21 protein-coding genes are annotated in these 23,229 nt (G+C 64.6%); 14 read left to right on the top strand and 7 right to left on the bottom strand.

The genetic code is table 11. The features are described 5' to 3' along the window. The 4 genes from C2862_RS19825 to rpsL all read right to left on the bottom strand — a co-directional run. Positions 1–125: GTP-binding protein (locus tag C2862_RS19825; protein ID WP_229427325.1), on the bottom strand; the 125-nt coding region annotated here is incomplete at its 3' end. A 94-nt stretch (positions 126–219) separates the two neighbouring features. Next, positions 220–2,325: an elongation factor G gene (gene fusA / locus C2862_RS19820; protein ID WP_136221866.1), complete on the bottom strand. Its 2,106-nt coding sequence runs from the start codon at positions 2,323–2,325 to the stop codon at positions 220–222. A 90-nt stretch (positions 2,326–2,415) separates the two neighbouring features. Next, positions 2,416–2,886: a 30S ribosomal protein S7 gene (gene rpsG, locus C2862_RS19815; protein WP_136221865.1), complete on the bottom strand. Its 471-nt coding sequence runs from the start codon at positions 2,884–2,886 to the stop codon at positions 2,416–2,418. 135 nt (positions 2,887–3,021) lie between these two features. Then, positions 3,022–3,408: a 30S ribosomal protein S12 gene (gene rpsL, locus C2862_RS19810; RefSeq protein ID WP_056336781.1), complete on the bottom strand. Its 387-nt coding sequence runs from the start codon at positions 3,406–3,408 to the stop codon at positions 3,022–3,024. Between the two features lie 345 nt (positions 3,409–3,753). Here rpsL and C2862_RS19805 point away from each other — a divergent pair, with 345 nt between their 5' ends. The 3 genes from C2862_RS19805 (at position 3,754) to C2862_RS19795 (ending at position 8,061) form a co-directional block, all read left to right on the top strand. Further along, positions 3,754–5,505 carry a phosphoethanolamine transferase gene (locus C2862_RS19805; protein WP_136221864.1) on the top strand — a complete coding sequence of 584 codons (1,752 nt, stop codon included), beginning with the start codon at positions 3,754–3,756 and terminating at the stop codon, positions 5,503–5,505. Between the two features lie 310 nt (positions 5,506–5,815). After that, on the top strand, positions 5,816–7,321 hold the full coding sequence (locus C2862_RS19800; RefSeq protein WP_168710116.1) for a sorbosone dehydrogenase family protein: 1,506 nt from the start codon (positions 5,816–5,818) through the stop codon (positions 7,319–7,321). Beyond that, on the top strand, positions 7,321–8,061 hold the full coding sequence (locus tag C2862_RS19795) for a VPLPA-CTERM sorting domain-containing protein (protein WP_168710115.1): 741 nt from the start codon (positions 7,321–7,323) through the stop codon (positions 8,059–8,061). Before C2862_RS19800 ends, C2862_RS19795 begins: the two co-directional genes overlap by 1 nt. Positions 8,062–8,111: 50 nt before the next feature. Here C2862_RS19795 and C2862_RS19790 read toward each other — a convergent pair whose 3' ends face one another. Continuing rightward, positions 8,112–9,278 carry a mandelate racemase/muconate lactonizing enzyme family protein gene (locus tag C2862_RS19790; RefSeq protein ID WP_136221861.1) on the bottom strand — a complete coding sequence of 389 codons (1,167 nt, stop codon included), beginning with the start codon at positions 9,276–9,278 and terminating at the stop codon, positions 8,112–8,114. Positions 9,279–9,387: 109 nt separating this feature from the next. Here C2862_RS19790 and C2862_RS19785 point away from each other — a divergent pair, with 109 nt between their 5' ends. After that, on the top strand, positions 9,388–10,260 hold the full coding sequence (locus C2862_RS19785; RefSeq protein WP_373888266.1) for a LysR substrate-binding domain-containing protein: 873 nt from the start codon (positions 9,388–9,390) through the stop codon (positions 10,258–10,260). Here C2862_RS19785 and C2862_RS19780 read toward each other — a convergent pair. Then, on the bottom strand, positions 10,257–11,474 hold the full coding sequence (locus C2862_RS19780) for a YeeE/YedE family protein (protein ID WP_136221859.1): 1,218 nt from the start codon (positions 11,472–11,474) through the stop codon (positions 10,257–10,259). The two genes, C2862_RS19785 and C2862_RS19780, sit on opposite strands and share 4 nt — an antisense overlap. Positions 11,475–11,686: 212 nt before the next feature. Between C2862_RS19780 and C2862_RS19775 the strand changes: the two genes are divergently transcribed. The 10 genes from C2862_RS19775 (at position 11,687) to C2862_RS19730 (ending at position 22,856) form a co-directional block, all read left to right on the top strand. Beyond that, on the top strand, positions 11,687–13,468 hold the full coding sequence (locus tag C2862_RS19775) for a YbhB/YbcL family Raf kinase inhibitor-like protein (protein WP_136221858.1): 1,782 nt from the start codon (positions 11,687–11,689) through the stop codon (positions 13,466–13,468). 257 nt (positions 13,469–13,725) lie between these two features. Continuing rightward, positions 13,726–14,991, top strand: coding sequence for an efflux RND transporter periplasmic adaptor subunit (locus C2862_RS19770; RefSeq protein ID WP_136221857.1), 1,266 nt, complete (start codon positions 13,726–13,728; stop codon positions 14,989–14,991). Positions 14,992–15,020: 29 nt separating this feature from the next. Further along, positions 15,021–15,734 (top strand): ABC transporter ATP-binding protein, encoded by a 714-nt coding sequence (locus C2862_RS19765; protein ID WP_136221856.1) that lies wholly within the window; start codon positions 15,021–15,023, stop codon positions 15,732–15,734. 9 nt (positions 15,735–15,743) lie between these two features. Then, positions 15,744–17,054 carry an ABC transporter permease gene (locus C2862_RS19760; protein ID WP_136221855.1) on the top strand — a complete coding sequence of 437 codons (1,311 nt, stop codon included), beginning with the start codon at positions 15,744–15,746 and terminating at the stop codon, positions 17,052–17,054. A gap of 21 nt (positions 17,055–17,075) precedes the next feature. After that, positions 17,076–18,308: an ABC transporter permease gene (locus C2862_RS19755; RefSeq protein ID WP_136221854.1), complete on the top strand. Its 1,233-nt coding sequence runs from the start codon at positions 17,076–17,078 to the stop codon at positions 18,306–18,308. Positions 18,309–18,350: 42 nt separating this feature from the next. Continuing rightward, positions 18,351–19,691 (top strand): sigma-54 dependent transcriptional regulator, encoded by a 1,341-nt coding sequence (locus C2862_RS19750; protein ID WP_136221853.1) that lies wholly within the window; start codon positions 18,351–18,353, stop codon positions 19,689–19,691. Beyond that, entirely contained in the window at positions 19,691–21,022 is a 1,332-nt protein-coding gene (locus tag C2862_RS19745) for a sensor histidine kinase (RefSeq protein WP_210736075.1), read from the top strand. Before C2862_RS19750 ends, C2862_RS19745 begins: the two co-directional genes overlap by 1 nt. Positions 21,023–21,032: 10 nt before the next feature. Continuing rightward, positions 21,033–21,632, top strand: a complete 600-nt coding sequence (locus C2862_RS19740; protein WP_136221851.1) for a glutathione S-transferase family protein — start codon at positions 21,033–21,035, stop codon at positions 21,630–21,632. A gap of 47 nt (positions 21,633–21,679) precedes the next feature. Then, the gene (locus C2862_RS19735; protein WP_136221850.1) at positions 21,680–22,447 is read left to right on the top strand and encodes a spermidine synthase; all 768 of its coding nucleotides are present in this window, start codon (positions 21,680–21,682) and stop codon (positions 22,445–22,447) included. Between the two features lie 208 nt (positions 22,448–22,655). Continuing rightward, a complete protein-coding gene (locus tag C2862_RS19730; RefSeq protein WP_136221849.1) occupies positions 22,656–22,856 on the top strand; it encodes a hypothetical protein in 201 nt (66 codons plus the stop codon). A gap of 18 nt (positions 22,857–22,874) precedes the next feature. Here C2862_RS19730 and C2862_RS19725 read toward each other — a convergent pair whose 3' ends face one another. Beyond that, positions 22,875–23,204 carry a hypothetical protein gene (locus C2862_RS19725; protein ID WP_136221848.1) on the bottom strand — a complete coding sequence of 110 codons (330 nt, stop codon included), beginning with the start codon at positions 23,202–23,204 and terminating at the stop codon, positions 22,875–22,877. Between the last annotated feature and the right edge of the window lie 25 nt (positions 23,205–23,229).

The following is a 23,229-nucleotide window of genomic DNA, read 5'->3' as shown; positions in this document are numbered from 1 at the left end:
CCGCCGAACTTCTTCGACAGAACGGTTGCGATTGCAGCCGTCAGGGTGGTTTTGCCGTGGTCAACGTGACCGATGGTGCCGACGTTGACGTGCGGCTTGGTCCGTTCGAATTTACCTTTTGCCATTTTGATCTTCCTTTAAAAGAACGATTTATTTAGTTTTGTTTTTTATCCTGCCGACGCCCCGGAGGCCGGCGGCAGGACGTACTGCTAATTTCTATTACTTCGACTTAGCGGTGACGATTGCGTCGATCACGTGCTTAGGCGCTTCCGAGTAGTGCTTGAATTCCATCGTGTAGGTTGCACGGCCCTGGGTCGCCGAACGCAGCGAGGTCGAGTAACCAAACATTTCCGACAGAGGCACTTCGGCTTTGATGATCTTGCCACCGCCGCCTGGGATCTCGTCCATGCCCTGCACCATGCCGCGGCGGGACGACAGGTCGCCCATCACGGAACCGGCGTAGTCTTCCGGCGTTTCCACTTCCACGGCCATCATCGGCTCGAGGATGACCGGGTTCGCCTTGCGGCAGCCGTCCTTGAATGCCATCGAACCGGCCATACGGAACGCGTTCTCGTTCGAGTCGACGTCGTGGTACGAACCGAAGGTCACGGTGACTTTCACGTCAACGACCGGGTAGCCAGCCAGCACGCCCGAGGTCAGGGTTTCGCGAACACCCTTCTCGACCGCAGGGATGTATTCGCGAGGAATCACACCGCCCTTGATGGCGTCGACGAACTCGAAGCCCTTGCCTGGCTCTTGCGGCTCGATGGTCAGGACTGCGTGACCGTACTGGCCGCGGCCGCCCGACTGCTTGACGAACTTGCCTTCGACGTCGGTGACTGCCTTGCGGATCGTTTCGCGGTATGCAACCTGTGGCTTGCCGACGGTTGCTTCCACGTTGAATTCGCGCTTCATGCGGTCAACGATAATTTCCAGGTGCAGCTCGCCCATACCACCGATGATGGTCTGGCCCGATTCTTCGTCGGTACGCACGCGGAACGACGGATCTTCCTGTGCCAGGCGGTTCAGGGCCAGGCCCATCTTTTCCTGGTCGGCCTTGGTCTTCGGCTCGACAGCCTGCTGAATGACCGGCTCAGGGAAGACCATCTTTTCCAGGATGATCGGTGCCGAAGGATCGCACAGGGTTTCGCCCGTGGTCGCTTCTTTCAGGCCGACCGCAGCGGCGATGTCGCCTGCACGGACTTCCTTGATTTCTTCGCGCTGGTTCGCGTGCATCTGCAGAATACGACCGACGCGTTCCTTCTTGCCCTTGATCGGGTTGTAGACGGTGTCGCCCGAATTGATGACGCCCGAGTACACGCGGAAGAAGATCAGCTGGCCGACGAACGGGTCGGTCATGATCTTGAATGCCAGCGCAGCGAATTTCTCGTTGTCGTCGGCCTTACGGGTGACCGGCTGGTCGTCTTCGTCGGTACCGCCGACCGGTGGGATGTCCACTGGCGATGGCAGGTATTCGATGACCGCATCCAGCATTGCCTGAACGCCTTTGTTCTTGAAGGCGGTACCGCACATCATCGGGACGATTTCGCCGGCGATGGTACGATCACGCAGTGCCTTCTTGATGTCGGCTTCCGACAGCTCGCCCTCTTCGAGGTACTTGTTCATCAGGTCTTCCGACGCTTCCGCGGCGGTTTCGACCAGCTTCTCGCGCCATTCGTTGGCTTGATCCAGCAGCTCGGCCGGCACGTCGACGTAGTCGAACTTCATGCCCTGCGATGCGTCATCCCACAGGATGGCCTTCATCTTGACCAGGTCGACCACGCCCTTGAAGTTGTCTTCGGCGCCGATCGGGATCTGCAGCGGAATCGGGTTGGCCTTCAGGCGAGCGCGCATCTGCTCGTACACCTTGAAGAAGTTCGCACCGGTACGGTCCATCTTGTTGACGAATGCCAGACGCGGGACTTTGTACTTGTTAGCCTGACGCCACACGGTTTCCGACTGTGGCTGCACGCCGCCGACTGCGCAGTAAACCATGCAGGCGCCGTCCAGGACGCGCATCGAACGTTCCACCTCGATGGTGAAGTCGACGTGGCCCGGGGTATCGATGATGTTGAAGCGGTGCGGCTCGAAGTTGTTGGCCATACCCTTCCAGAAGCAGGTCGTCGCTGCCGAGGTAATGGTAATGCCGCGTTCCTGCTCCTGCTCCATCCAGTCCATGGTAGCGGCGCCGTCGTGCACTTCACCGATCTTGTGGTTCACACCCGTGTAGAACAGGATGCGCTCGGTCGTCGTCGTCTTACCGGCGTCGATGTGAGCGGAGATACCGATGTTGCGGTAGCGCTCAATGGGGGTAGTGCGTGCCATAATTTTTCCTAAATCTTTGAATGGACAAAACCGGGCAACATTTTGAGAAACAAAACGCGCCCGGCCTGAACAACAGATACTGCTAAGTGCTTAGAAGCGGAAGTGCGAGAACGCCTTGTTCGCTTCAGCCATACGGTGCACTTCGTCACGACGCTTCATTGCGCCACCGCGCATTTCAGCCGCTTCCATCAGTTCACCGCCGAGGCGTTGTGGCATGGATTTTTCGCTGCGCTTGTTTGCGGCTTCGCGCAACCAACGCATGGACAGCGCCATACGACGGACCGGACGAACTTCCACTGGCACCTGGTAGTTGGCGCCGCCAACACGGCGGGATTTCACCTCGACCAGTGGCTTGCAGTTGTTGATCGCGGCCGCGAACACTTCCAGCGGGTCCTTGCCCGATTTCGACTGGATATGTTCAAACGCACCGTAGATGATGTTTTCAGCGACCGACTTCTTGCCGGACAGCATCAGAACGTTGACGAACTTGGCGACATCGGTGTTGCCGAATTTTGGATCCGGCAGGATCTCGCGCTTGGGTACTTCACGACGACGTGGCATTTCAATTCCTTCCTATCTTCAGTTGAGTGCTGTTTCAGCACTCGCGAAAGACCCTCATGATCTTTCACTTACTCGGCCTTCCGGCCGGCTCAACTTAACTTTTAAATGTGACCTCGATATGACGAGACCGCAGGATTACTTCTTGGCGCCGGCCTTGGCACGCTTCGCACCGTACTTCGAGCGAGCTTGCTTACGGTCTTTCACGCCCTGGGTATCCAGTGCGCCGCGGACCATGTGGTAACGCACACCTGGCAAGTCTTTCACACGACCGCCGCGCAGCAGCACGACCGAGTGTTCCTGCAGGTTGTGGCCTTCACCGCCGATGTACGAAATGACTTCGAAACCGTTGGTCAGACGCACTTTGGCGACCTTACGCAGTGCCGAGTTAGGCTTCTTAGGCGTGGTGGTGTACACACGGGTGCACACGCCGCGCTTTTGCGGGCAGTTTTCAAGTGCCGGCGACTTGCTCTTCACAACCGCGGCAACGCGCGGCTTGCGAATCAGTTGATTGATGGTTGGCATCGTTCCTAATCCAACAAAGTACTACAGTTGATGACCCGGACATCACGGCCCGGGGACTGAAACCTAGTCCCGAACTTCTCACAGCGCAGGCGCCGAAAGCCACTCACCGAAGGAGCGGCTGCGAATGCGTATACGATGTGCAGAATAAATCGAGAACTCGCGAGTATAGACTTCTCGCAAACCGCGGTCAACCGATTTGCTGATTTAACGGGCAGGACCGGGGCCGAAGCCGCATATGGCTGTGGTAGTCCTGACACACACAGCAAACCATCCGCTCGCACGCTCGATAGCATTTCCAGCAATAAAGGCCGGATAATACCGGTCCATCCCCTCCCCTTTCGACTGATGCGAATCCTGCTGCGCCCCGCCAACCTGGTCCTCGTGCTCACTTACCTGGTGTTGTCGCTGGTGCCCTTCTTCCCGCTGACGCTGGGCCTGCCGGTGCTACGTCCGGCCCAGCTGGCCGGCATGGCCGTGATCGCCTGGATCGCCGCCTGGGCCCTGTTCAAGCGCCCGGCCTGGTTCCACTGGCTGCTGCTGCCGGCCTTCGTCGCGCTGCCGGCCGAGCTCTACCTGTATCTCTACTATGGCCAGGGCATCTCGACGCACCATCTCGGCATCATGGCCGAAACCAGTCCGCTGGAGGCGCAGGAATACCTGGGCGCGCGCGTCTGGCTGCTGCTGGGGGTCATGGCGGGCGTGATCGCCTGGTGGGCCGCGACCTACCGCGCCGCGCTCGCCACACGCGACCTCGACTGGAACGACCGCTCGCGCCCGCTGGTGCTGGGCGTGCTGGCGCTCGCCGCCGCGCTGCTCATCTATGACCAGAAGACGGGGCCGGCCAGTGCATCCGCGTCTGCTTCGTCCTTGCCGCGCCTGCCGTCCTGGGCCGCGCCGCCGTTCGAGATCAAGGCGTTTGCCCAGTCCTGGCCCTTCGGCGTGGTGGCGCGCGGGCTCGATTTCTACAAGGAGCGCGTGTATCTCGCCGACCTGCGCCGGCGCAGCGCCGCCTTCCGCTTCAACGCGCGCCAGGCCGACCCGGCAAACGCGCCGGACGTCGTCGTGATGGTGCTGGGCGAATCGTCGCGCTACGACCGCTGGAGCCTGAACGGCTATGCGCGCCCGACCAATCCTCTGCTGGCGCAGGAAGCGAACCTGGTGCCGCTGCGGGACCTGATCACCTCGGTCTCGGCTACGCGCCTGTCGATTCCCGTGATCATTTCGCGCAAACCCGCGATGCAAAGCCTGAAAGACGGTTTTACGGAAAAATCCTTCGTCACGGCGTTCAAGGAAGCCGGCTATAAAACCTGGTGGCTGTCGAACCAGGTTTCGTTCGGCAAGTTCGACACCCCGGTGTCCGTGTTCGCCAAGGAGGCGGACGAGGTCGAATTCCTGAACCTGGGCGGTTTCCGCGACAATTCGAACTACGACGAGGTGCTGCTCGGCCCCGTCGGGCGCGCGCTGCGCGACCCGGCACCGAAAAAGCTGATCGTGCTGCACACGCTGGGCAGCCACTGGAACTACGCGCAGCGCTATCCGGCCCGCTTCGACCAGTGGCAGCCCTCGCTGCGCGGCGTCGACAAACCCGTCGTGACCGACCGCGCCATCGCGCCCCGGCTCAACAACAGCTACGACAATTCGATCCTGTACACCGACTGGTTCCTGGCCCAGCTGATCGGCGAGCTGAAGACCAGCGACAAGGCGGCGGCCCTGATGTACGTGGCCGACCACGGCCAGACACTGTACGACGGCGCCTGCCGCCAGGTTTTCCACGGCCATAACAACCAGTACGAGTTCCACGTGCCCGCCTTCGCCTGGTATTCGGATGCGTATGCAAGCCGCTTTCCGGACAAGGTCGTCCAGTTACGCCAGCACCGGGCGGCACGCCTCTCCACCGAGAACGTGTTTCATACGCTGGTCGACCTCGGCGACATCCGCTATCCGGGCGACAGCCTCGATCGCAGCATCGCCAGCAACCGGCTGAAGCCCCATAAGCGCTATGTCGACAGCTATGGCTGGACCGACTACGACAACGCGCGCATGCGCGGCGACTGCCGCGAGGTGATCGACAAGGGCACGCCCTTGCCGCGCAAATAAAGCTGTTTCCGGCAGGTTCCGGCGTCCTGGCGCCAGCTCATCCATACCATTTGTCGATCTTTTTTACATACCGCTCGTCCGGCACAGCCTTCGACGCGCTGCTGTATTGACGCCTCATAGCAGGCTCATGCAATTGGCATATTTTATGCGTCGCGTTCACCCGCTACACAAAGCGGCCGCCATCGATGCGGACTCAGCGCATTAGTTGCGGCTACCTCTTCAAAACAGCACTGCCTGGCCCAGGACGGGACCGGCAGATTGGGGGAACATGATGTCAATGACATGCGCTGAAAGAATGGCAGGACGAAGGGTGCTCACACTCACCGCGTCGGCACTGCTCACCATGGTTGCGCCCTTCGCGGCGGCCGATTCGATTCCGGTCCAGATGCTCGATCCGAACCTGCAGGTGACGACCTTCATCGGTGCGGGCGCCGGCCTGGTCCAGCCGATCGGGATCGCCTTCATCGGGCAGAACGACGCCTTCATCCTGGAGAAAGCGAGCGGCCAGATCAAGCGGGCGATCAACGGCGTGATCCAGCCCACTCCCGTGCTCGACCTGGCGGTCAACTCCGCGTCCGAGCGCGGCCTGCTGAGCATCGCACTGCACCCGAACTTCCCGGCCCTGCCCTTCGTCTACGTGCGCTGGACCGAGAGTTCAACGGGAGCCGACACGACCGACATCAGCCAGGTGCCGCTGCTGGGCAACCGGGTCGACCGCTTCATCTGGAACGGCAGCACGCTGGTCATGGACCCGAATTTCAAAACCCTGCGCCTGCGCGCGCGCCAGACCGACAACATCCCCGTCCCGGGCCACGAGAGCGCCGTCAATCCACGCGAGAACGGCAACCACAACGGCGGCCCGATGCGCTTCGGCCCCGACGGCAAGCTGTACGTCTTCACCGGCGACCTGGGTCGCCGCAGCCGCATGCAGAACCTGCCGAACGGTCCCTTCCTCACCGCGCCCTTCGTCGACGACACCTTCGGCGGACCGGCGCCCGACAGCGCCCACCTGTCCGGCGTCGTCATGCGCCTGAACGACGACGGCACCACGCCGTCCAGCAACCCCTTCTTCGGCGCCGGCGCGGTGATCGGCGGCGAAGTCGGCACGGGCATCCAGAAGGTGTTCAGCTACGGCCACCGCAACGGCTTCGGCATGGCCTTCGACCCGCGCGGCGGCTTCCTCTGGCTGACGGAAAACGCGGACGACGCCTTCAGTGAGCTCAACCGGATAATACCCGGCATGAACGGCGGCTGGATCCAGATCATGGGACCGCAAAGCCGCATGGCCCAGTTCAAGCAGATCGAGACGACGGAATTCGGCAGCTCGCTGCAGCAGGTGCGCTATCCGCCCACTCGCATCGCCTACACGGCCAGCCTGGCGCGCTCGCGCATGTTCATGCTGCCCGGCGCGACCTATGTCGATCCTGCCTTCAGCTGGCGCTACGAAGTCGGCCCCTCGGGCACCGCTTTCGTCCAGGGCGGCGCGCTCGGCGCCGAGTACGACGGCACCTTATGGATGGGTTCTTCGCGTCCCTTCGCGCCGACCGGGCCTACCGGCGGCAGCCTGTACCGGCTGCGCTTGACCGCCGACCGGCTGTCCGTGGACACCAGCGCCGATCCGCGCCTGGCCGACAAGGTGGCCGACAACCTGACCAAGTTCGAGCCGACCGAAAGCGAATCGCTGCTGATCGGCCGCGGCTTCGGCGTCACCCCATCCATCGAGCAGGGACCGGATGGCAACCTGTACGTCGTCTCGATCACCGACGGCGTCGTCTACCGCATCAGCCGCGCAACGGCCACCCTCAGGAGGAAATGATGAGCACATCGTTCAAGAAACTGACCGCGGGCGCGGCCGCCGTGCTCGCGCTGATCGCCCTGCCGCTGCATGCCGAACCCATCCTCAATGGTGACTTCGAAGCGGGCATGAGCAACTGGACCGTTGTCAACCAGGTCGGCAGCGACGGCGGCTTCATGCTGCAGTCGGGCACCAGCAGCCCCGTCACCGGTACGGCCGTTCCCGCACCGAGCGGCAGCAATGCAGCGATGACGGATGCGGAAGGGCCGGGCAGCCACCTGCTTTACCAGGACTTCATGCAGAGCACGGCGGTCGGATCGGCGCGGCTGAGCTTCGACCTGTTCATCGGCAACCGCGCCGAAGCCTTCTCGGTGCCCGATCCGCTCTCGCTCGACTTCGCCACGCCGGCGCTGAACCAGCAGGCACGGGTCGACCTGCTGCTCGGCGGCAGCGATCCGTTCAGCCTGGCGGCATCGGACGTGCTGCTGAACCTGTTCGCCACGCTGCCCGGCGACCCGCTGGTGTCGGGCTACAACCACGTCGAGGTCGACATCACGGCCCTGCTCAACGCCAACCTGAACCAGAGCCTGCGCCTGCGCTTCGCCGAGGTCGACAACGTCAACCTGTTCCAGTTCGGCGTCGACAACGTGCTGCTCACCATCGGCGATGCGAACGAGGTGCCGGAACCGGCGTCGATGTTGCTGTTGCTGGGCGGCCTCGCTGCGGCGGCGCTGTCGAGGCGGCGCAGCGTCCGGCGTTAACAAAAAGCCCGGGACGGAGCGCCGTCCCGGGCTTTTAACACGTTGACCGTTCAAGCCGACAGCTTCTGCATCTCCGCGTACAAATCCGCCTTGCCCTCGAAGCCGATGCCCGGCAGGTCCGGCATGGTAATGAAACCGTTCTCGACTTTCACGCCGTCCGGGAAGCCGCCGAAAGGCTGGAACAGGTCCGGATAGGACTCGTTGCCGCCCAGGCCCAGGCCGGCCGCGATGTTCAGCGACATCTGGTGGCCGCCGTGCGGAATGCAGCGGCTCGGCGACCAGCCGTGCTCGCGCAGCATGTCGAGCGTGCGCAGGTACTCGACCAGGCCGTACGAGAGCGCGCAGTCGAACTGCAGCCAGTCGCGGTCGGCGCGCATGCCGCCGTAGCGGATCAGGTTGCGCGCGTCCTGCATCGAGAACAGGTTCTCGCCGGTCGCCATCGGATTTTTATAGTAGTTGCGCAGCGTGGCCTGCAGCTCGAAATCGAGCGGGTCGCCGGCTTCCTCGTACCAGAACAGGTCGTACTGCGACAGCGCTTTCGCATAGCGAATAGCGGTATCGAGGTCGAAGCGGCCGTTGGCGTCCACCGCCAGCTTCTGGCCGTCCTGCAGCACGGACAGGATGCTGTCGATGCGGCGCAGGTCTTCGTCCAGCGAGGCGCCGCCGATCTTCTTCTTGACCACCGCGTAGCCGCGGTCGATGTAGCTGCGCATCTCGTCCTTCAGCTTGCCGTGGTCCTGGCCCGGATAGTAGTAGCCGCCAGCGGCGTAGACGAAGATCTTGCGATCCGCCTGGCCGTTGCCGTAGCGGTCGGCCAGCAGCTGGAACAGGGGTTTGCCTTCGATTTTCGCCACTGCATCCCAGACCGCCATGTCGATGGTGCCGATCGCCACCGAGCGCTCGCCGTGGCCGCCCGGCTTCTCGTTGGTGAACATGCAGTTCCAGATTTTATGGGGATCGAGGTTGGTGCCGGCATCGTCGATCAACGAAGCGGGATCGGCTTCCAGGATGCGTGGAATAAAACGTTCGCGCATCAGCTTGCCCTGGCCGTAGCGGCCATTCGAATTGAAGCCGTAGCCGACCACCGGCTTGCCGTCACGTATCACGTCGGTGATCACGGCGACCAGGCTCAGCGTCATCTTGCTGAAGTCGATGTAGGCGTTGCGGATCGGCGAGCTGATGGGCAGCGTCTGTTCCCGGATTTCTACGATTCTCATGGCGGACTCCTTGTTCGAAAGCCGTAGCTTAAGCGTCAAGGATGCGCCTATAATTTCCCTCAATTTAATTATGAATTGAACCCAAGTGAATACTGAGCCGACTTCGGACATGCGTTTCTTCGTGCTCGTCGCCCGCCACGGCAGCCTGGCCGCCGCGGCGCGCGCGCTGGACCTGACGCCACCCGCGGCCACCAAGCGGCTGGCGGCGCTGGAAAGCCGTTTGGGGGTGCGCCTGCTGAACCGCACCACGCGCAGCGTCAGCCTCACCAGCGAAGGCGAGACCTATCTGCGCCATGCGACGCGCATCCTGGCCGAGATCACGGAAATGGAAGACGAGGTGTCGCAGGGACGCGGCACGCCGCGCGGCCTGCTGCGCGTGAACGCGACCCTCGGATTCGGGCGCACCACGATCGCGCCGCTGGTGTCGAGCTTCGCCCGGCGCTACCCGGAGGTGGAAGTGCAAATGGAGGTGACCGACCGCCCGATCGACCTGGTCGAAAGCGGCTTCGATCTCGCCATCCGCTTCGGTGCCCTGCCCGACAAGCGATTGAATGCGCGGCGCATCATGTCGAACCGGCGCTACCTGGCCGCCTCGCCGGCCTACCTGGCGCGTCACGGCACGCCGCGCACGCTGGCCGATCTCGCCAGCCACCGCTGCATCATCCACCGCCAGAACGACGACGCCTACGGCATCTGGCGCTTCACGCACGGGGAAGAGACCGAAATCGTCAAGGTGCACGGCATGGTGTCCAGTAACGACGGCGACATCGTGCTCGGCTGGGCGCTGGACGGCCATGGCATCCTGATCCGCTCGGAATGGGACCTGGCCCGCTACCTCGACAGCGGCAGGCTGAAAATCGTGCTGCCCGAATTCTCCCTGCCCGACGCCGACTTGTTCGTCTACTACCCGAGCCAGCGCAACCAGACGCTACGCGCGCGCGCCTTTATCGACTTCCTGGTCGAGCATTTCAACAAGGCTTAGCAAGCGCTCGGCTTCACGCGTTCGACTTCGAGCCCGAACAAGGGACGCAGGCGGGTGCCGAAGACGTTGCCTGCAAACGCGGCAATCAGCCACAGCCAGCCGTGCAGGCTGCCCGAGACGATGCCGCTGAAGTAGGCGCCGATGTTGCAGCCGTAGGCGAGGCGGGCGCCGAAGCCCAGCATCAGGCCGCCCACCATGGCCGCGACCAGGGAGCGCAGCGGCAGCTTCCAGACCGGCGCATAGCGGCCGGCCAGGGCGGCGGCAGCCATCGCGCCGAGCACGATGCCGATGTCCATCATCGAGGTCACGTCCTGCGTCACCGGCGCGGCCAGCGCGGCGGCATTCGCCTTGGTCGACCAGTAGGCCCAGCTCGGGGTATCGATGCCGAGCAGCGCCGCGCCCTTGGCGCCCCACAGGGCAAAGGCCGAGGTCACGCCCCAGGGCCGGCCCGACAGCGCCAGCGTCGCGAAATTCAGCAGCACCAGCGCCAGCGCGCCGGCCACCAGCGGCCAGGGACCGTGCAGCCAGGTCGCGCGTCCGGTCGATTTCACCGGCGAGACGACGATGCGGCCATGGCGACGCTTCTCGACCACGACGGTAATAAAGGCGATCAGGGCGAACACGGCCCAGTTGAGCAGCAGCGCCGGCCCGGTACCCAGGGTCTTGACGAGCGAGATCGGCGCCAGCTGCGGCAGCGAAGTCCAGAACGGCATGTAGGCGGTGGCGACCACGGAACCCACGATGAAGAAGAACAGCGTGACCAGCATGCGCGTGCTGCCGCCGCCGACCGTGTACAGGGTGCCGGAGGCGCAGCCGCCGCCCAGCTGCATGCCGATGCCGAAGATGAAAGCGCCGACGATCACCGAGGTGCCGGCCGGAGAGACCAGGCCCGTGACCGGGTTGCCGAACAGGGTGCCGTTGGCCAGCGCCGGGAAGAACAGCGCGACGCCGACGGCCAGCATCAGCATCTGCGCGCGCAGGCCGGCGCCGCGGCCGTCGGCGATGAAGACGCGCCAGGCCGAGGTAAAACCGAAGGCGGCGTGGTACAGCGCCATGCCAAGCAGCGAGCCGACCACGAACAGGGACGCCAGCTTGGCGCTGACGTTCTGCCCGAGATACCAGGTGCCGAGCAGGATCAGCAGGAGCGCGACGCCGAGCGGCTTCAGGTTGATGTCGGCGCGCGGCGCCGCGGAAAGCGTAGTGGAAGTGGACATTGTCGAGAAATAACAGTCGAAAATGGAATCCCGTATTGTCTCGCGTTTTGCTTATTTCTGCAGAGGGCGCCTGAATCTCGTGCCGCAGCTCCTGTTCCGGCTTTGAACCGTTATCCATCCTTCAATGTTCGTTCTCCAACATACCGCCGGGCGCCGCTCTGGCACGATCGACCGACACTCACAGCATTGAATCGACTGGAAAGGATCATCCGATGAAACGCGCGTTCGCAGCCTCCCTGCTGGCCATGGCGGTAAGCGGTGCTTATGCCCAGCAAGGCGATGGCACCCAGGTCTCCCTCGACAACAATATCTTCAAGCCGAACAAGGTGGAGGCCACGCCCGAGCGCATGCGCGGCATCAAGGCGCCCGCCGGCTTCACGGTGACGCCCTTCGCGACCGGCCTGAAGAACGCGCGCATCATCGCGGTGGCACCGAACGGCGACGTCTACCTGTCGCGGCGCGACCAGGGCGACGTCCTGCTGCTGCGCGACGCCAACGGCGACGGCCGCGCCGACGGGCCCGCCGTGACGGTGGCGAACCGCGCCGGCGCCCACGGCCTGGCGATCCGCGACAACAAGCTTTATTTGATCACGGTGAAAGAGGTGTTCGCCGCCGACATCAAGCCGGACGGCCGCCTGGGCGAACTGAACATGCTGATCGGAGATTTGCCCGACTCGGGCCAGCATCCGAACCGCACGATCGCCTTCGGCCCGGACGACATGCTGTACATCAGCGTCGGCAGCACCTGCAACACCTGCAACGAAAGCAATCCGGAAAACGCGACCATCCTGCGCGCCTCCAAGGACGGCAAGAAGCGCAGCATCTTTGCCAGCGGCCTGCGTAACACCATCGGCTTCGGCTGGCATCCGCAGACCGGCGAGCTGTGGGGCCTGGACCACGGCATCGACTTCCTGGGCGATAACCAGCAGCAGGAAGAGCTGAACAAGATCGAGCACGGCAAGATGTACGGCTGGCCGCACGTGTACGGGGCCAACGAGATCTACCCGCAAAGCACGCCCGTCGGCGAGATCAGCAAGCAGCAATGGCGCGAGCGCTCGACGCCGATGGTGCTGGGCTATACGGCGCACGCGGCGCCGATGCAGCTCGTGTTCGCGAACCAGAGTGCCTTCCCGGCCGAATACCGCGGCGACGCCTTCGCCACCATGCGCGGCTCCTGGAACCGCAAGACTGCTTCCGGCTACGAGATCGTGCGCGTGCGCTTCGAGAACGGCCAGCCGAAAGGTATCGAGCCCTTCGTCACCGGCTTTCTTACCGATGGCGGCAAGACCCATATTGCGCGTCCGGTCGGCCTGGCTTTTGCCAGGGATGGCGCGATGCTGATGGCGGACGACGGCAATGGCGTCATCTATCGCATCGCCTACACGGGCGCGGGCAGCACCCCGGCCGGCCCTGCTGTCACGCCGCCAGATGGGCCGATGAAGGAACAGGCGAACAAGGGCAACAACGTACCGCTGGCGAACAAGCGGGCCGAGACCCAGTCGTCAGGTTCGGTGTCGGTCAGCTCGCCGAGCTTCAGGCATCAGGGCATGCTGGACCAGAAATACAGCGAGTACGCGGACGGCGTCTCGCCGGCGCTGTCGTGGAAGGCCGTGCCCAATGCGAAGTCCTACGCCATCATCATGGAAGACCCGGATTCGAAGCCGGTCACGCCGACCGTGCACTGGCTGGCCTGGAACATCCCGGGCACCATCACCAGCGTGCCGGAAGGCGTGCAGGAGCAGCCGCGCCTGTCCGACCCGGACGGCGTCCTGCAAGGCCGGAACACGCGCGGCTCGATGGGTTATTACGGGCCGAAGCCGCCGGTGGGCGAACCGGCGCATCACTACCACTTCCAGGTGTATGCGCTCGATACGATGCTCGATGTCCCCTTCGGGTCCGATCGCGATACCTTGCTCAAGGCGATGCAGGGGCACGTGATCGGCAAGGGGGAAATCATCGGGAAGTACGGGCAGAAGCAGAAGCCGCAGAAGTGAGGTTCGTGGTGTGTTGAATTCGGTGGGCACGGGGCGCCCACCCTACCGGTGCCGTTGTAGGGTGGGCGCCCCGTGCCCACGCCGTGTATGAACACGCCAAAACGCGGACACGCCCGTGTCCGCGTACGTACGGACGCATCCGTTCGGACACGCCGGACACCCGTCCGTCCGCGTGTCCACCCAATCGAATCAACAACTTAGCTGTTGGCACGGATCGTGCAATAACGACCAGCATTCACGTCGTTATCGAAACCACCATGATCCGCGATACATCCCATCAAGACACCGTCGTCAGCCCGCTGCCGGGCCAGAAAAACAAGCGCCGCGCCCTGCTGGCCGGCGGCGCGATCGCCCTGGTCGCCGTCTCCTTCTTCCTGCTGCAGGGCTGGCGCGACAGCGAACATTCCGTCAGCGCCAGCCGCCTGCGCATTGCCGAAGTCGGCCGCGGCACCCTGGTGCGCGACGCCTCCGTCAACGGCCGCGTCGTCGCCGCCGTCAGCCCGACCCTGTTTTCCACGGCGCCGGCCACCGTCAATTTAAAGGTCGCCGCCGGCGACACCGTCAAAAAGGGCGACGTCCTCGCCGTGCTCGAATCGCCCGACCTGACCGACGCCCTGAAACGCGAACAGTCGACCTACGAGCAATTGAAGGCGGAAGTCGCGCGCCAGCAGATCCTCTCGCGCAAGCAGAAACTGCTGGCCCAGCGCGAAGCGGACGTGGCCGAGATCGACCGCCTGTCGGCCCAGCGCACGCTCGAGCGTTACGAATCCGTGGCCCAGGTCGGCGTCATCGCCAAGATCGATTATCAGAAGGCGAAGGATGCCCTGAACTCGGCCGGCATCCGCGCCAGGCACGCGGCGCAGGCGGCCAACCTGGAAGGCGACGACGTGGCGCTCGCCATCCGCACCAAGACCAACGAGATGGAGCGCGCCCGCCTGTCGATGGCGAACGCCCAGCGCCGCGTCGACGAGCTGACCGTGCGCGCGCCCGTGGACGGTTTTATTGGCACCCTGAACGTGCAGAACCGGATGGTGGTCGCGGCCAATGCCTCCTTGATGACCCTGGTCGACCTGTCGCGCCTGGAAGTCGAGTTGGAGGTCCCGGAAACCTACGTGTCCGACATGGGACTCGGCATGTCGGCCGAAATCGCCCTGCCGTCGGGCACCGCTACCGGCAAGCTGGTCGCCCTGTCGCCGGAAGTGGTCAAGAACCAGGTGCTGGCGCGCGTGCGCTTCGATGGCGAGCAACCAAAAGGCCTGCGCCAGAGCCAGCGCGTCACGGCGCGCCTCCTGATCGAGGAAAAGCCGAACGTCCTCATGCTGCCGCGCGGCCCCTTCGTGGAAAGCGAAGGCGGACGCTTCGCCTACGTGGTCCAGGACGGCATCGCCGTGCGCACGCCGATCCAGCTGGGCGCGACCAGCATCTCCGCCGTCGAAATCGTCAAGGGCCTGAAACCGGGCGACAAGGTCGTCGTCGCCGGTACGGACACCTTCGAGAACGCGGCCCGCATTTCGATCAACTGAATAAAAACTCCCTCCTGAAAGGACATCCCATGCTGCGCATGACCAACCTCTCCAAGGTGTACCGCACCCACATGATCGAAACCCACGCGCTGCGCGGCTTCGAGATCCAGGTCAACCAGGGCGAATTCGTGACCGTCACCGGTCCCTCCGGCTCCGGTAAAACCAGCTTCCTGAACATCGCCGGCCTGCTCGAAGAGTTCACCAGCGGCGAATACGTGCTCGACGGCGTCAACGTGAAGGGCATGAACGACGACGCCCGCTCGCGCCTGCGCAACGAGAAGATCGGCTTCATCTTCCAGGGTTTCAACCTGATCCCGGATCTGAGCCTGTACGACAACGTCGACGTGCCGCTGCGCTACCGCGGCTACAACGCGGCCGAAAGAAAAGAGCGCATCGAGGACGCGCTGGCCAAGGTGGGCCTGGCTTCGCGCATGAAGCACTTCCCGGCCGAGCTGTCGGGCGGCCAGCAGCAGCGCGTGGCGATCGCGCGCGCCCTGGCCGGCTCGCCGAAACTGCTGCTGGCCGACGAACCGACCGGTAACCTCGATACGCAGATGGCGCGCGGCGTGATGGAACTGCTGGAAGAGATCAACGCGGCCGGCACCACCATCCTGATGGTCACCCACGATCCGGAACTGGCCGTGCGCACCCACCGCAACGTGCACATCATCGACGGCCAGGTCTCGGACCTGGTGCGCAAGGGCCCGACCCTGGCCGCCAACGCCGGCGCCACCGTCGCCTGAGGAGCATCCATGTTCAGCTATTACTTCAAGCTCGGCGTGCGCAGCCTGCGCCGCAATCCCGCGCTGACGGCGCTGATGGTGCTGACGCTGGCCATCGGCGTGGCCGCCAGCGTCTCGACGCTGACCATCCTGCACATGATGTCGGGTGACCCGATCCCACAGAAGAGCGACCGCCTGTTCGTGCCGATCTTCGACGTGGCGCCGGTCGACAACTACAACCCGGCCGAAAAGCTGCGCGAGAACCAGGTCACCTACCCGGACGTGATGAACCTGCTGAAAAGCGGCCAGGGCGTGCGCCGCACCGGCCTGTACGGCATTTCGGCGCCGATCGAGCCGCCGCGCAAGGACCTGCCGGCCTTCTCGGCACAGGGGGTGGCGCCGACGCGCGACTTCTTCGCCATGTTCGACGTTCCCTTCGTCCGCGGCCAGGCCTGGAGCGCCCAGGACGACGAACGCGGCGCCGACGTCATCGTGCTGAGCCGCGCAATCGCCGAAAAACTGTTCGGCGAAGCCAACCCGGTCGGCCAGCGCATCAACGTGATGGGCTTCCCGTTTACGATCGTCGGCGTCACCGACAAGTGGGAGCCGAAACCGCGCTACTACAAGCTGGTCGGGGGCGAGCAGTTCGGCGACGGCGAGGAATTCTTCATCCCGCTCGGCAGCGCCATCCGCCACGAGACCACCCACAACGGCGGCATGAACTGCTCCGAGCGTTCCGATCCGGGATTCGAGGGCAAGCTGCGTTCGAACTGCACCTGGCTGCAGTTCTGGTTCGAGACCGGCTCAAGCGGCGACCGCGCCCAGCTGCAGAACTACATCGACAGTTACGCCGCCGAGCAGCGCAAACTCGGTCGCATGAAGCGCGCGGCGCCGAACCGCCTGTTCAACGTGACCGAATGGATGCAGGAGCGCGAAGTGGTGGACAAGGACACCAGGCTGTCGGCCTGGCTGGCCTTCGGCTTCCTGCTGCTGTGCCTCGTGAACACGATCGGCCTGCTGCTGGCGAAATTCTCGGTGCGCGCCGCCGAAGTCGGCATCCGCCGCGCGCTGGGCGCCTCGCGCCGCGAGATCTTCCGCCAGCTCCTGATCGAGAGCGCGGTGGTCGGCCTGGCCGGCGGCGTGCTCGGTCTCGTGCTCGCCTTCGGCGCCCTGGCCCTGATCGGCATGCAGAGCAGCGAAGTGGCATCGCTCGCCCATATGGATCTGACGATGCTCGCCTTTACCTTTGCGCTGTCGGTGCTGGCCGCCGTGCTGGCCGGGCTGCTGCCGACCTGGCGCGCCTGCCAGGTGACGCCGGCCATCCAGCTCAAGTCCCAATAAGCCCAATAAGAGAGATCCATCATGGAAATCCGTCCTATCCTGTCCGCGCTACTGCGCAACAAGACCGGTGCGATCCTGGTCGCACTGCAGGTGGCGCTCAGCCTCGCCATCCTCGCCAACGCGCTGCACATCGTCAGCGAACGGCGCCATGTCTCGAGCCGCCCGACCGGCGTGGCCGATGAACACGCCGTCTTTTCGATCGACGTACGCAACCTGATGTCGGGCGGCCCCGAACAGATGCTGGCCACGCAAAAGCGCGAAGCGGAAGTCATCCGCGCCGTGCCCGGCGTGGTGGCGGTCGCCAACGTCAACCAGATCCCGCTGTCGCAATCGGGCTGGAACAACAGCGTGGCCGTCGACCGCAAGCAGGTCGACGAAACGGCGCCCTCCTCGTTCTACTTTTCCCCGGATTCACTGGTCAAGACCTGGGGCCTGAAGCTGGTCGAAGGGCGCGACTTCCTGCCCGGCGAGTACGTGGACGTCAACACCAACACCAACGACCTTCCGCACCACGTGATCGTCACCAAGGCGCTGGCCGAGAAGATGTGGCCGGGCGTGCCGGCAACCGGCAAGAACATGTACTTCGGTACCGGCGAAGACGCGATCGAAGTGCGCGTGGTGGGCGTGGTCGAACGCCTGCAGACCCAGAACGCCGAGGTCACGCCGCGCGGCGAGTATTCCAGCATCGCGCCAATGCGCAGGTATGGGGATTTTGCGGGCGCGAAGTACACCGTGCGCGCCGAGCCAGGCCAGCGCGAGCGCGTGATCCGGGAAGTCGAGGCCGCACTGCGCAAGGCCTCGCCGACGCCGATCATCCTGGAAACGACCACGCTCGACCAGCACCGCAAGGACCGCTACCGCGCCGACATGGCGCTGTCGTGGATGCTGGTCACCGTCAGCGTGCTGCTGCTCCTGATTACCGCCAGCGGCATCGTCGGCATGGCCAGCCTGTGGGTCACCCAGCGTAGGAAACAGATCGGCGTGCGCCGCGCCCTCGGCGCTCGTAAAGTGGACATCCTGCGCTACTTCATCACCGAGAACTTCATGATCACCAGCGCCGGCGTGGTGGGCGGGGTGCTGCTCGGGGTCGCCCTGAACCAGCTGCTGGTGAGCAAACTCGAGATGGCGCGCCTGCCGCTCGAATACCTGGTGTCGGGCGGGGTGATATTCTGGCTGCTGGGCGTGATCGCGGTGTACGGGCCGGCCTGGCGTGCGGCAAGCATTTCGCCGGCATTGGCCACCCGCAGTGCCTAGAAGATGCTTGATTTGCAATACAGCAATGTTATCCTGACGGCCATGCCTACCGTACTCATCATTGACGACAATGCCGCCGTCGGGATCGCCCTCGATGTGCTGTTTTCCCTGCACGACATCGCGGCGCTGCACGCGGCCTCGCCCGAGGAGGGGCTGGCCGTCCTGCAGCGCGAACCGGTCGACCTGGTCATCCAGGACATGAACTTCACGGCCGACACGACCTCCGGCGAGGAAGGCGTGGCCCTGTTCCGCCAGATCCGTGCGCTGTATCCAGACCTGCCCGTGATCCTGCTGACGGCCTGGACCCATCTGGACGCGGCCGTCGACCTGATCAAGGCGGGCGCCGCCGACTATTTACCGAAACCCTGGAACGACGAACGCCTGCTGGCCACCGTCACGAACCTGATCGAACTGGGCCAGGCAAACCGCGCGCTGGCGCAGCGCGTCGGCCGCGAGCGCAGGGAGCGGCGCGAGCTGGAACAGCAGTACGATTTACGTAACCTGGTCTGGGCCGATCCAGCCACCGAGCGCGTGCTGCAGCTGGCCTGCCAGGTCGCGCGGGCCGACGTGCCGGTGCTGATCACGGGCCCCAACGGCACGGGCAAGGAACGCATCGCCGAGATCATCCAGGCGAATTCGCAAGTCAAAAACGGCCCCTTCGTGGTGCTGAACTGCGGCGCCCTGCCGTCGGAACTGATCGAAGCGGAACTGTTCGGCGCCGAAGCCGGCGCCTACACGGGCGCCTCGCGGGCGCGCGAAGGCAAGTTCGAGGCGGCCGACGGCGGCACCCTGTTCCTGGACGAGATCGGCAACCTGCCGCCGGCCGGGCAGATGAAGCTGCTGCGGGTGCTGGAAACGGGCCGCTTCGAACGCCTCGGCTCGAACCGCGAACGCCAGGTCAAGGTGCGGGTGATCAGCGCGACCAACGCCGACCTGCCGGCCATGATCCGCGCGGGTAGCTTCCGCGAAGACCTGTTCTATCGCCTGAACGTGATCGAGCTGCGCCTGCCGCCGCTGGCCAGCCGTCCGGGCGACATCCTGCCGCTGGCAGCGAGCCTGCTCGCACCCGGCAAGCGGCTCGATCCGGGCGCGGAAAGCGCCCTGCTGGCGCACGCCTGGCCCGGCAACGTGCGCGAACTGAAGAACGTGATGGCACGCGCCAACCTGCTGGCCCAGGGCGATGTCATCCGCACGCCTGATCTCGGCCTGCCGGCCGCGCCGACGCCGGCGCCCGTGGTGCTCGAAGCCGAGCCGGACCGCGAAGCCATCGCCGCCGCCCTGGCCCGTGCCGGCGGGGTCGTCTCGCAGGCCGCGGCGGAACTCGGCCTGTCGCGCCAGGCGCTGTACCGACGCATGGAGCGGCTGGGCATCGGGCGTACCTAATCGTGCGCTTATCCCTCGTCACCCGCTTCTCGGCCCTGGTCGGGACCCTGCTCACGGTCGGCATCTTCATCGCCCTCGGGCTCGACCACCTGCTGCCCGGCCAGCCGCTGCTGGCCGCCGCCCTGTGCCTGGCCTGCGTGGTCCCGGTCGCGATCATCACGGTGCGCTCGCAGGTGCAGCCCATCCTCTCCCTGTTCCGCGCGCTGGAGGGCACGGTGACGAGCTACCGCGACGGCGACTTTTCCTTCAGCCTGCACTGGCCGCAGAACGACGAGCTGGCGGACCTGATCCGCGCCCACAACGAACTCGGTAACGTGCTGCGCGAGCAGCGGCGCGACCTGGTGCAGCGCGAGCTGCTGCTCGACACCATGGTCCAGAACACCCCGGTGGCGATGCTGCTGGTGGCCGACGCGCCACAGCGCGCCGACACCGTCGTCTACGCCAACCTGGCCGCGCGCCAGCTGCTGGCCGAGGGGCGCAAACTCGAAGGACATGCCCTCCCCGAGCTGCTGGCCCACGCTTCTCCGGCCCTCGGCGAGGCGCTGGCGCGCGGTGGCGACGGCCTGTTCACGGCCGGCGAAGGAGAAGACGAGCAGGTCTACCACCTGGCGCGCAGCAGTTTCAGCCTGAACGGGAGAAAACACGAACTACTGCTGCTGCGCCACCTGACGGCCGAACTGCGGCGCCAGGAAGTGCAGACCTGGAAAAAGGTAATCCGCGTGATCAGCCACGAGTTGAACAATTCGCTGGCGCCGCTGGCCTCGCTGGCCCATTCGGGCGCGGAACTGGTACGGCGCGGCCAGACCGAACGGCTGCCGCAAATCCTGGAGACTATCGGCGAACGCACGCGCCACCTGGAGAGCTTCATTCTCGGCTATGCCCGCTTCGCCAAGCTGCCGACGCCGCGCCTGGAGCGCTGCGACTGGCCGGGATTTATTGCGCGTCTGTCCTCGCAGGTCGGCTTCCGTCTGGAGGGCGAGCTGCCGCAGGAACCGGCGCTGCTCGACCAGGCCCAGCTCGAACAGGCTTTGCTCAACCTGCTCAAAAATGCACACGAATCGGGCTCTGCCCCGGAAGACGTGGAACTGCAGGTGCGGCGCGCGCAGGACGTATTGCGCATCGACGTGCTCGACCGCGGCAGCGGTATGAACGAGGCGGTGCTGACCAATGCCCTGGTCCCCTTCTACTCGACCAAGCGCAGCGGCACGGGCCTGGGCCTGGCGCTGGCGCGCGAGATCGCCGAAGCGCACGGCGGACGCATCCTGCTGTCGAACCGCGAGGGCGGCGGCCTGGCCGTCACCATCATCCTGCCCGCCCTCACCCCGCATTGAAGGACGAAGCATGATCACCCTTATCGGCAAGCCGACCTCGATCAACGTGCGCAAGGTGCTGTGGACCTGCGCGGAACTCGACCTGCCTGTCACGCGCGAGGACTGGCGCGACGAACATGCGGCGCTGAATCCGAACCGCATGGTGCCGGTGCTGGTCGACGGCGACTTCGTGCTGTGGGAATCGAATTCGATTTGCCGCTACCTGTGCGGGCGGCAGCAGGCTACAACGCTCCTTCCACATGAAGCACGCGCCCGTGCCGGCGTCGAGCAATGGATGGACTGGCAGGCGACGGAACTGAACAATGCCTGGCGCTACGCCTTCATGGCCCTGGTGCGCAAGAGTCCCGCGCACACGGACCCGGCGCAGGTCGCGGCCGGCGTCGACAACTGGAACCGCCACGTCGGCATCCTCGACGCGCGCCTGGCGGCAACGAGCGCCTACGTCGCGGGCGACGACTTCACGCTGGCCGACATCGTGATCGGCCTGTCCCTGAACCGCTGGGCCATGACGCCGATGGTCCGGCCGGACTATCCGCAGGTGGCGGCCTACCTGGCGCGTCTGGCCGAACGGCCGGGTTATCGGGCCTGGGGCGGCAACGGCGTGCCGTGAAGTGCAGAAGGCTCTGGTAAGATCGCCCTTCACTTCCGTACCGAGCCATGTCCGAACACGATCCCCGCTTCAGCCAACCCGGCCATCCGCCGGCCACGATCACCGAATTCGAAGGCGTACGCTCGCTGCACCTGGGCACCTCCTGGGAACAGGGCGCGATGCGCCTGGCGCGCCCGGACGCGATCGAACTCGAATACGTGCAGATGATGATGGCCTGGCACCTTTTTCTGGCGGCGCCCAGGCACATCGTGCAGCTCGGTCTCGGCAGCGCGGCGCTGACCAAATTCTGCTACCGGCGCTTTCCCGATGCGCGCGTCACCGCCGTCGAACTCAATCCGAACGTGATCGCCATCTGCCGCGCCCTGTTCGAACTCCCGCCGAACGACGAGCGCCTGCAGGTGCGCGAAATGAACGCGCTCGACTTCGTGCTGGACCGGAAAAACCACGGCACGGTCGACGCGCTGCAGGTCGATCTCTACGACGAGGAAGCGCGCGGCCCGGTGCTCGATAGTCCCGAGTTTTACCAGGGCTGCTTCGACTGCCTGCGCCCGAACGGCATCATGACCGCCAACGTGTTCGGAGAGTTCGGCAACTACGACAAAAACCTGGAAGCGATGACCGAGGTCTTCGATGCCGTCGTCTGGCTGCCCGAGGTGCACGATGCGAACATCGTCGTCATCGCCTTCAAGCAGGCGCCGCAGATCGACTTCTCGGTGCTGTTCGAGCGCGCGGGCGAGATCAAGCGGCGCCTGAACCTGCCGGCGAAGAAGTGGGTCGAGGGGCTGAAGGAATGGATGCGCGACCAGGCTGGCTGAGACACGGACGCTGACAATTTGTAACGTTTATTACAAGCGCGCTACTGGTGCAGGTCGCGTGTTTACCTTGTAATGGGAGGCTTGCTCACTCACGCAGGACTCCAACAATGAACAATCTCGGCTTCGTTCCCGTCAACTCACCCGCGCCTACCACCTCGTCTTCTGTGCGCTACGCCTTGCTGTCGCGGTGTCGCTGAGGATGGGGACCATGCCGGAAGACCTGGAAGATGGACCCGACCGGGATTACGTTCGCCGCGACCAGAAGATGTCGAAGCGCGTCTATAGGGCGCAGCTGATCCGCTCCTTCTTCGGAAAAGGTGTGGCGCTGTTCTTCATGCACGCAGTGAAGATAAAGGGCAGCGTCGCGCAGCGCGTGCTGCGCTCGCAGAAGTCGAGACTCAGGCGTTAGGGAGCGGCCGCGGGCGCGTCAGAGCCGCGCCACGATCAGCAGCGCCAGCGGGACCAGCAGCATGACGAAGACCAGCGTGCGCAGCATGCGTGCGGACCGCGCCTGGGCGCCGGCATGCTGCTTCTCGACCTGCGCCGACCACACGGCGCCCGTGCCGCTGACGACCAGCGCGAAGACCCAGGCCATGACGGCTTTGCCGATCGCAATGAAGGCAAGGCCGATCTGGCTTTGCTGCTGGTAGTCGGTACTGGCGAGCGTCGAGACCATGGCATAGCAGCCAACGACGAGCGGAAGCAGCCCCAGGAACATGAGGCTGTTGGCGATGCAGAGTTTGTTTTGCGGATTCATGGGGGACTAGTCTAGCGTGCGTTTT

The sequence above is a fragment of the Massilia sp. Mn16-1_5 genome (assembly GCF_004798585.1).
Taxonomy (GTDB): domain Bacteria; phylum Pseudomonadota; class Gammaproteobacteria; order Burkholderiales; family Burkholderiaceae_D; genus Telluria.
Note: the sequence above shows the minus strand (reverse complement) of the source record. Positions and strands in the feature narration are given on the sequence as shown.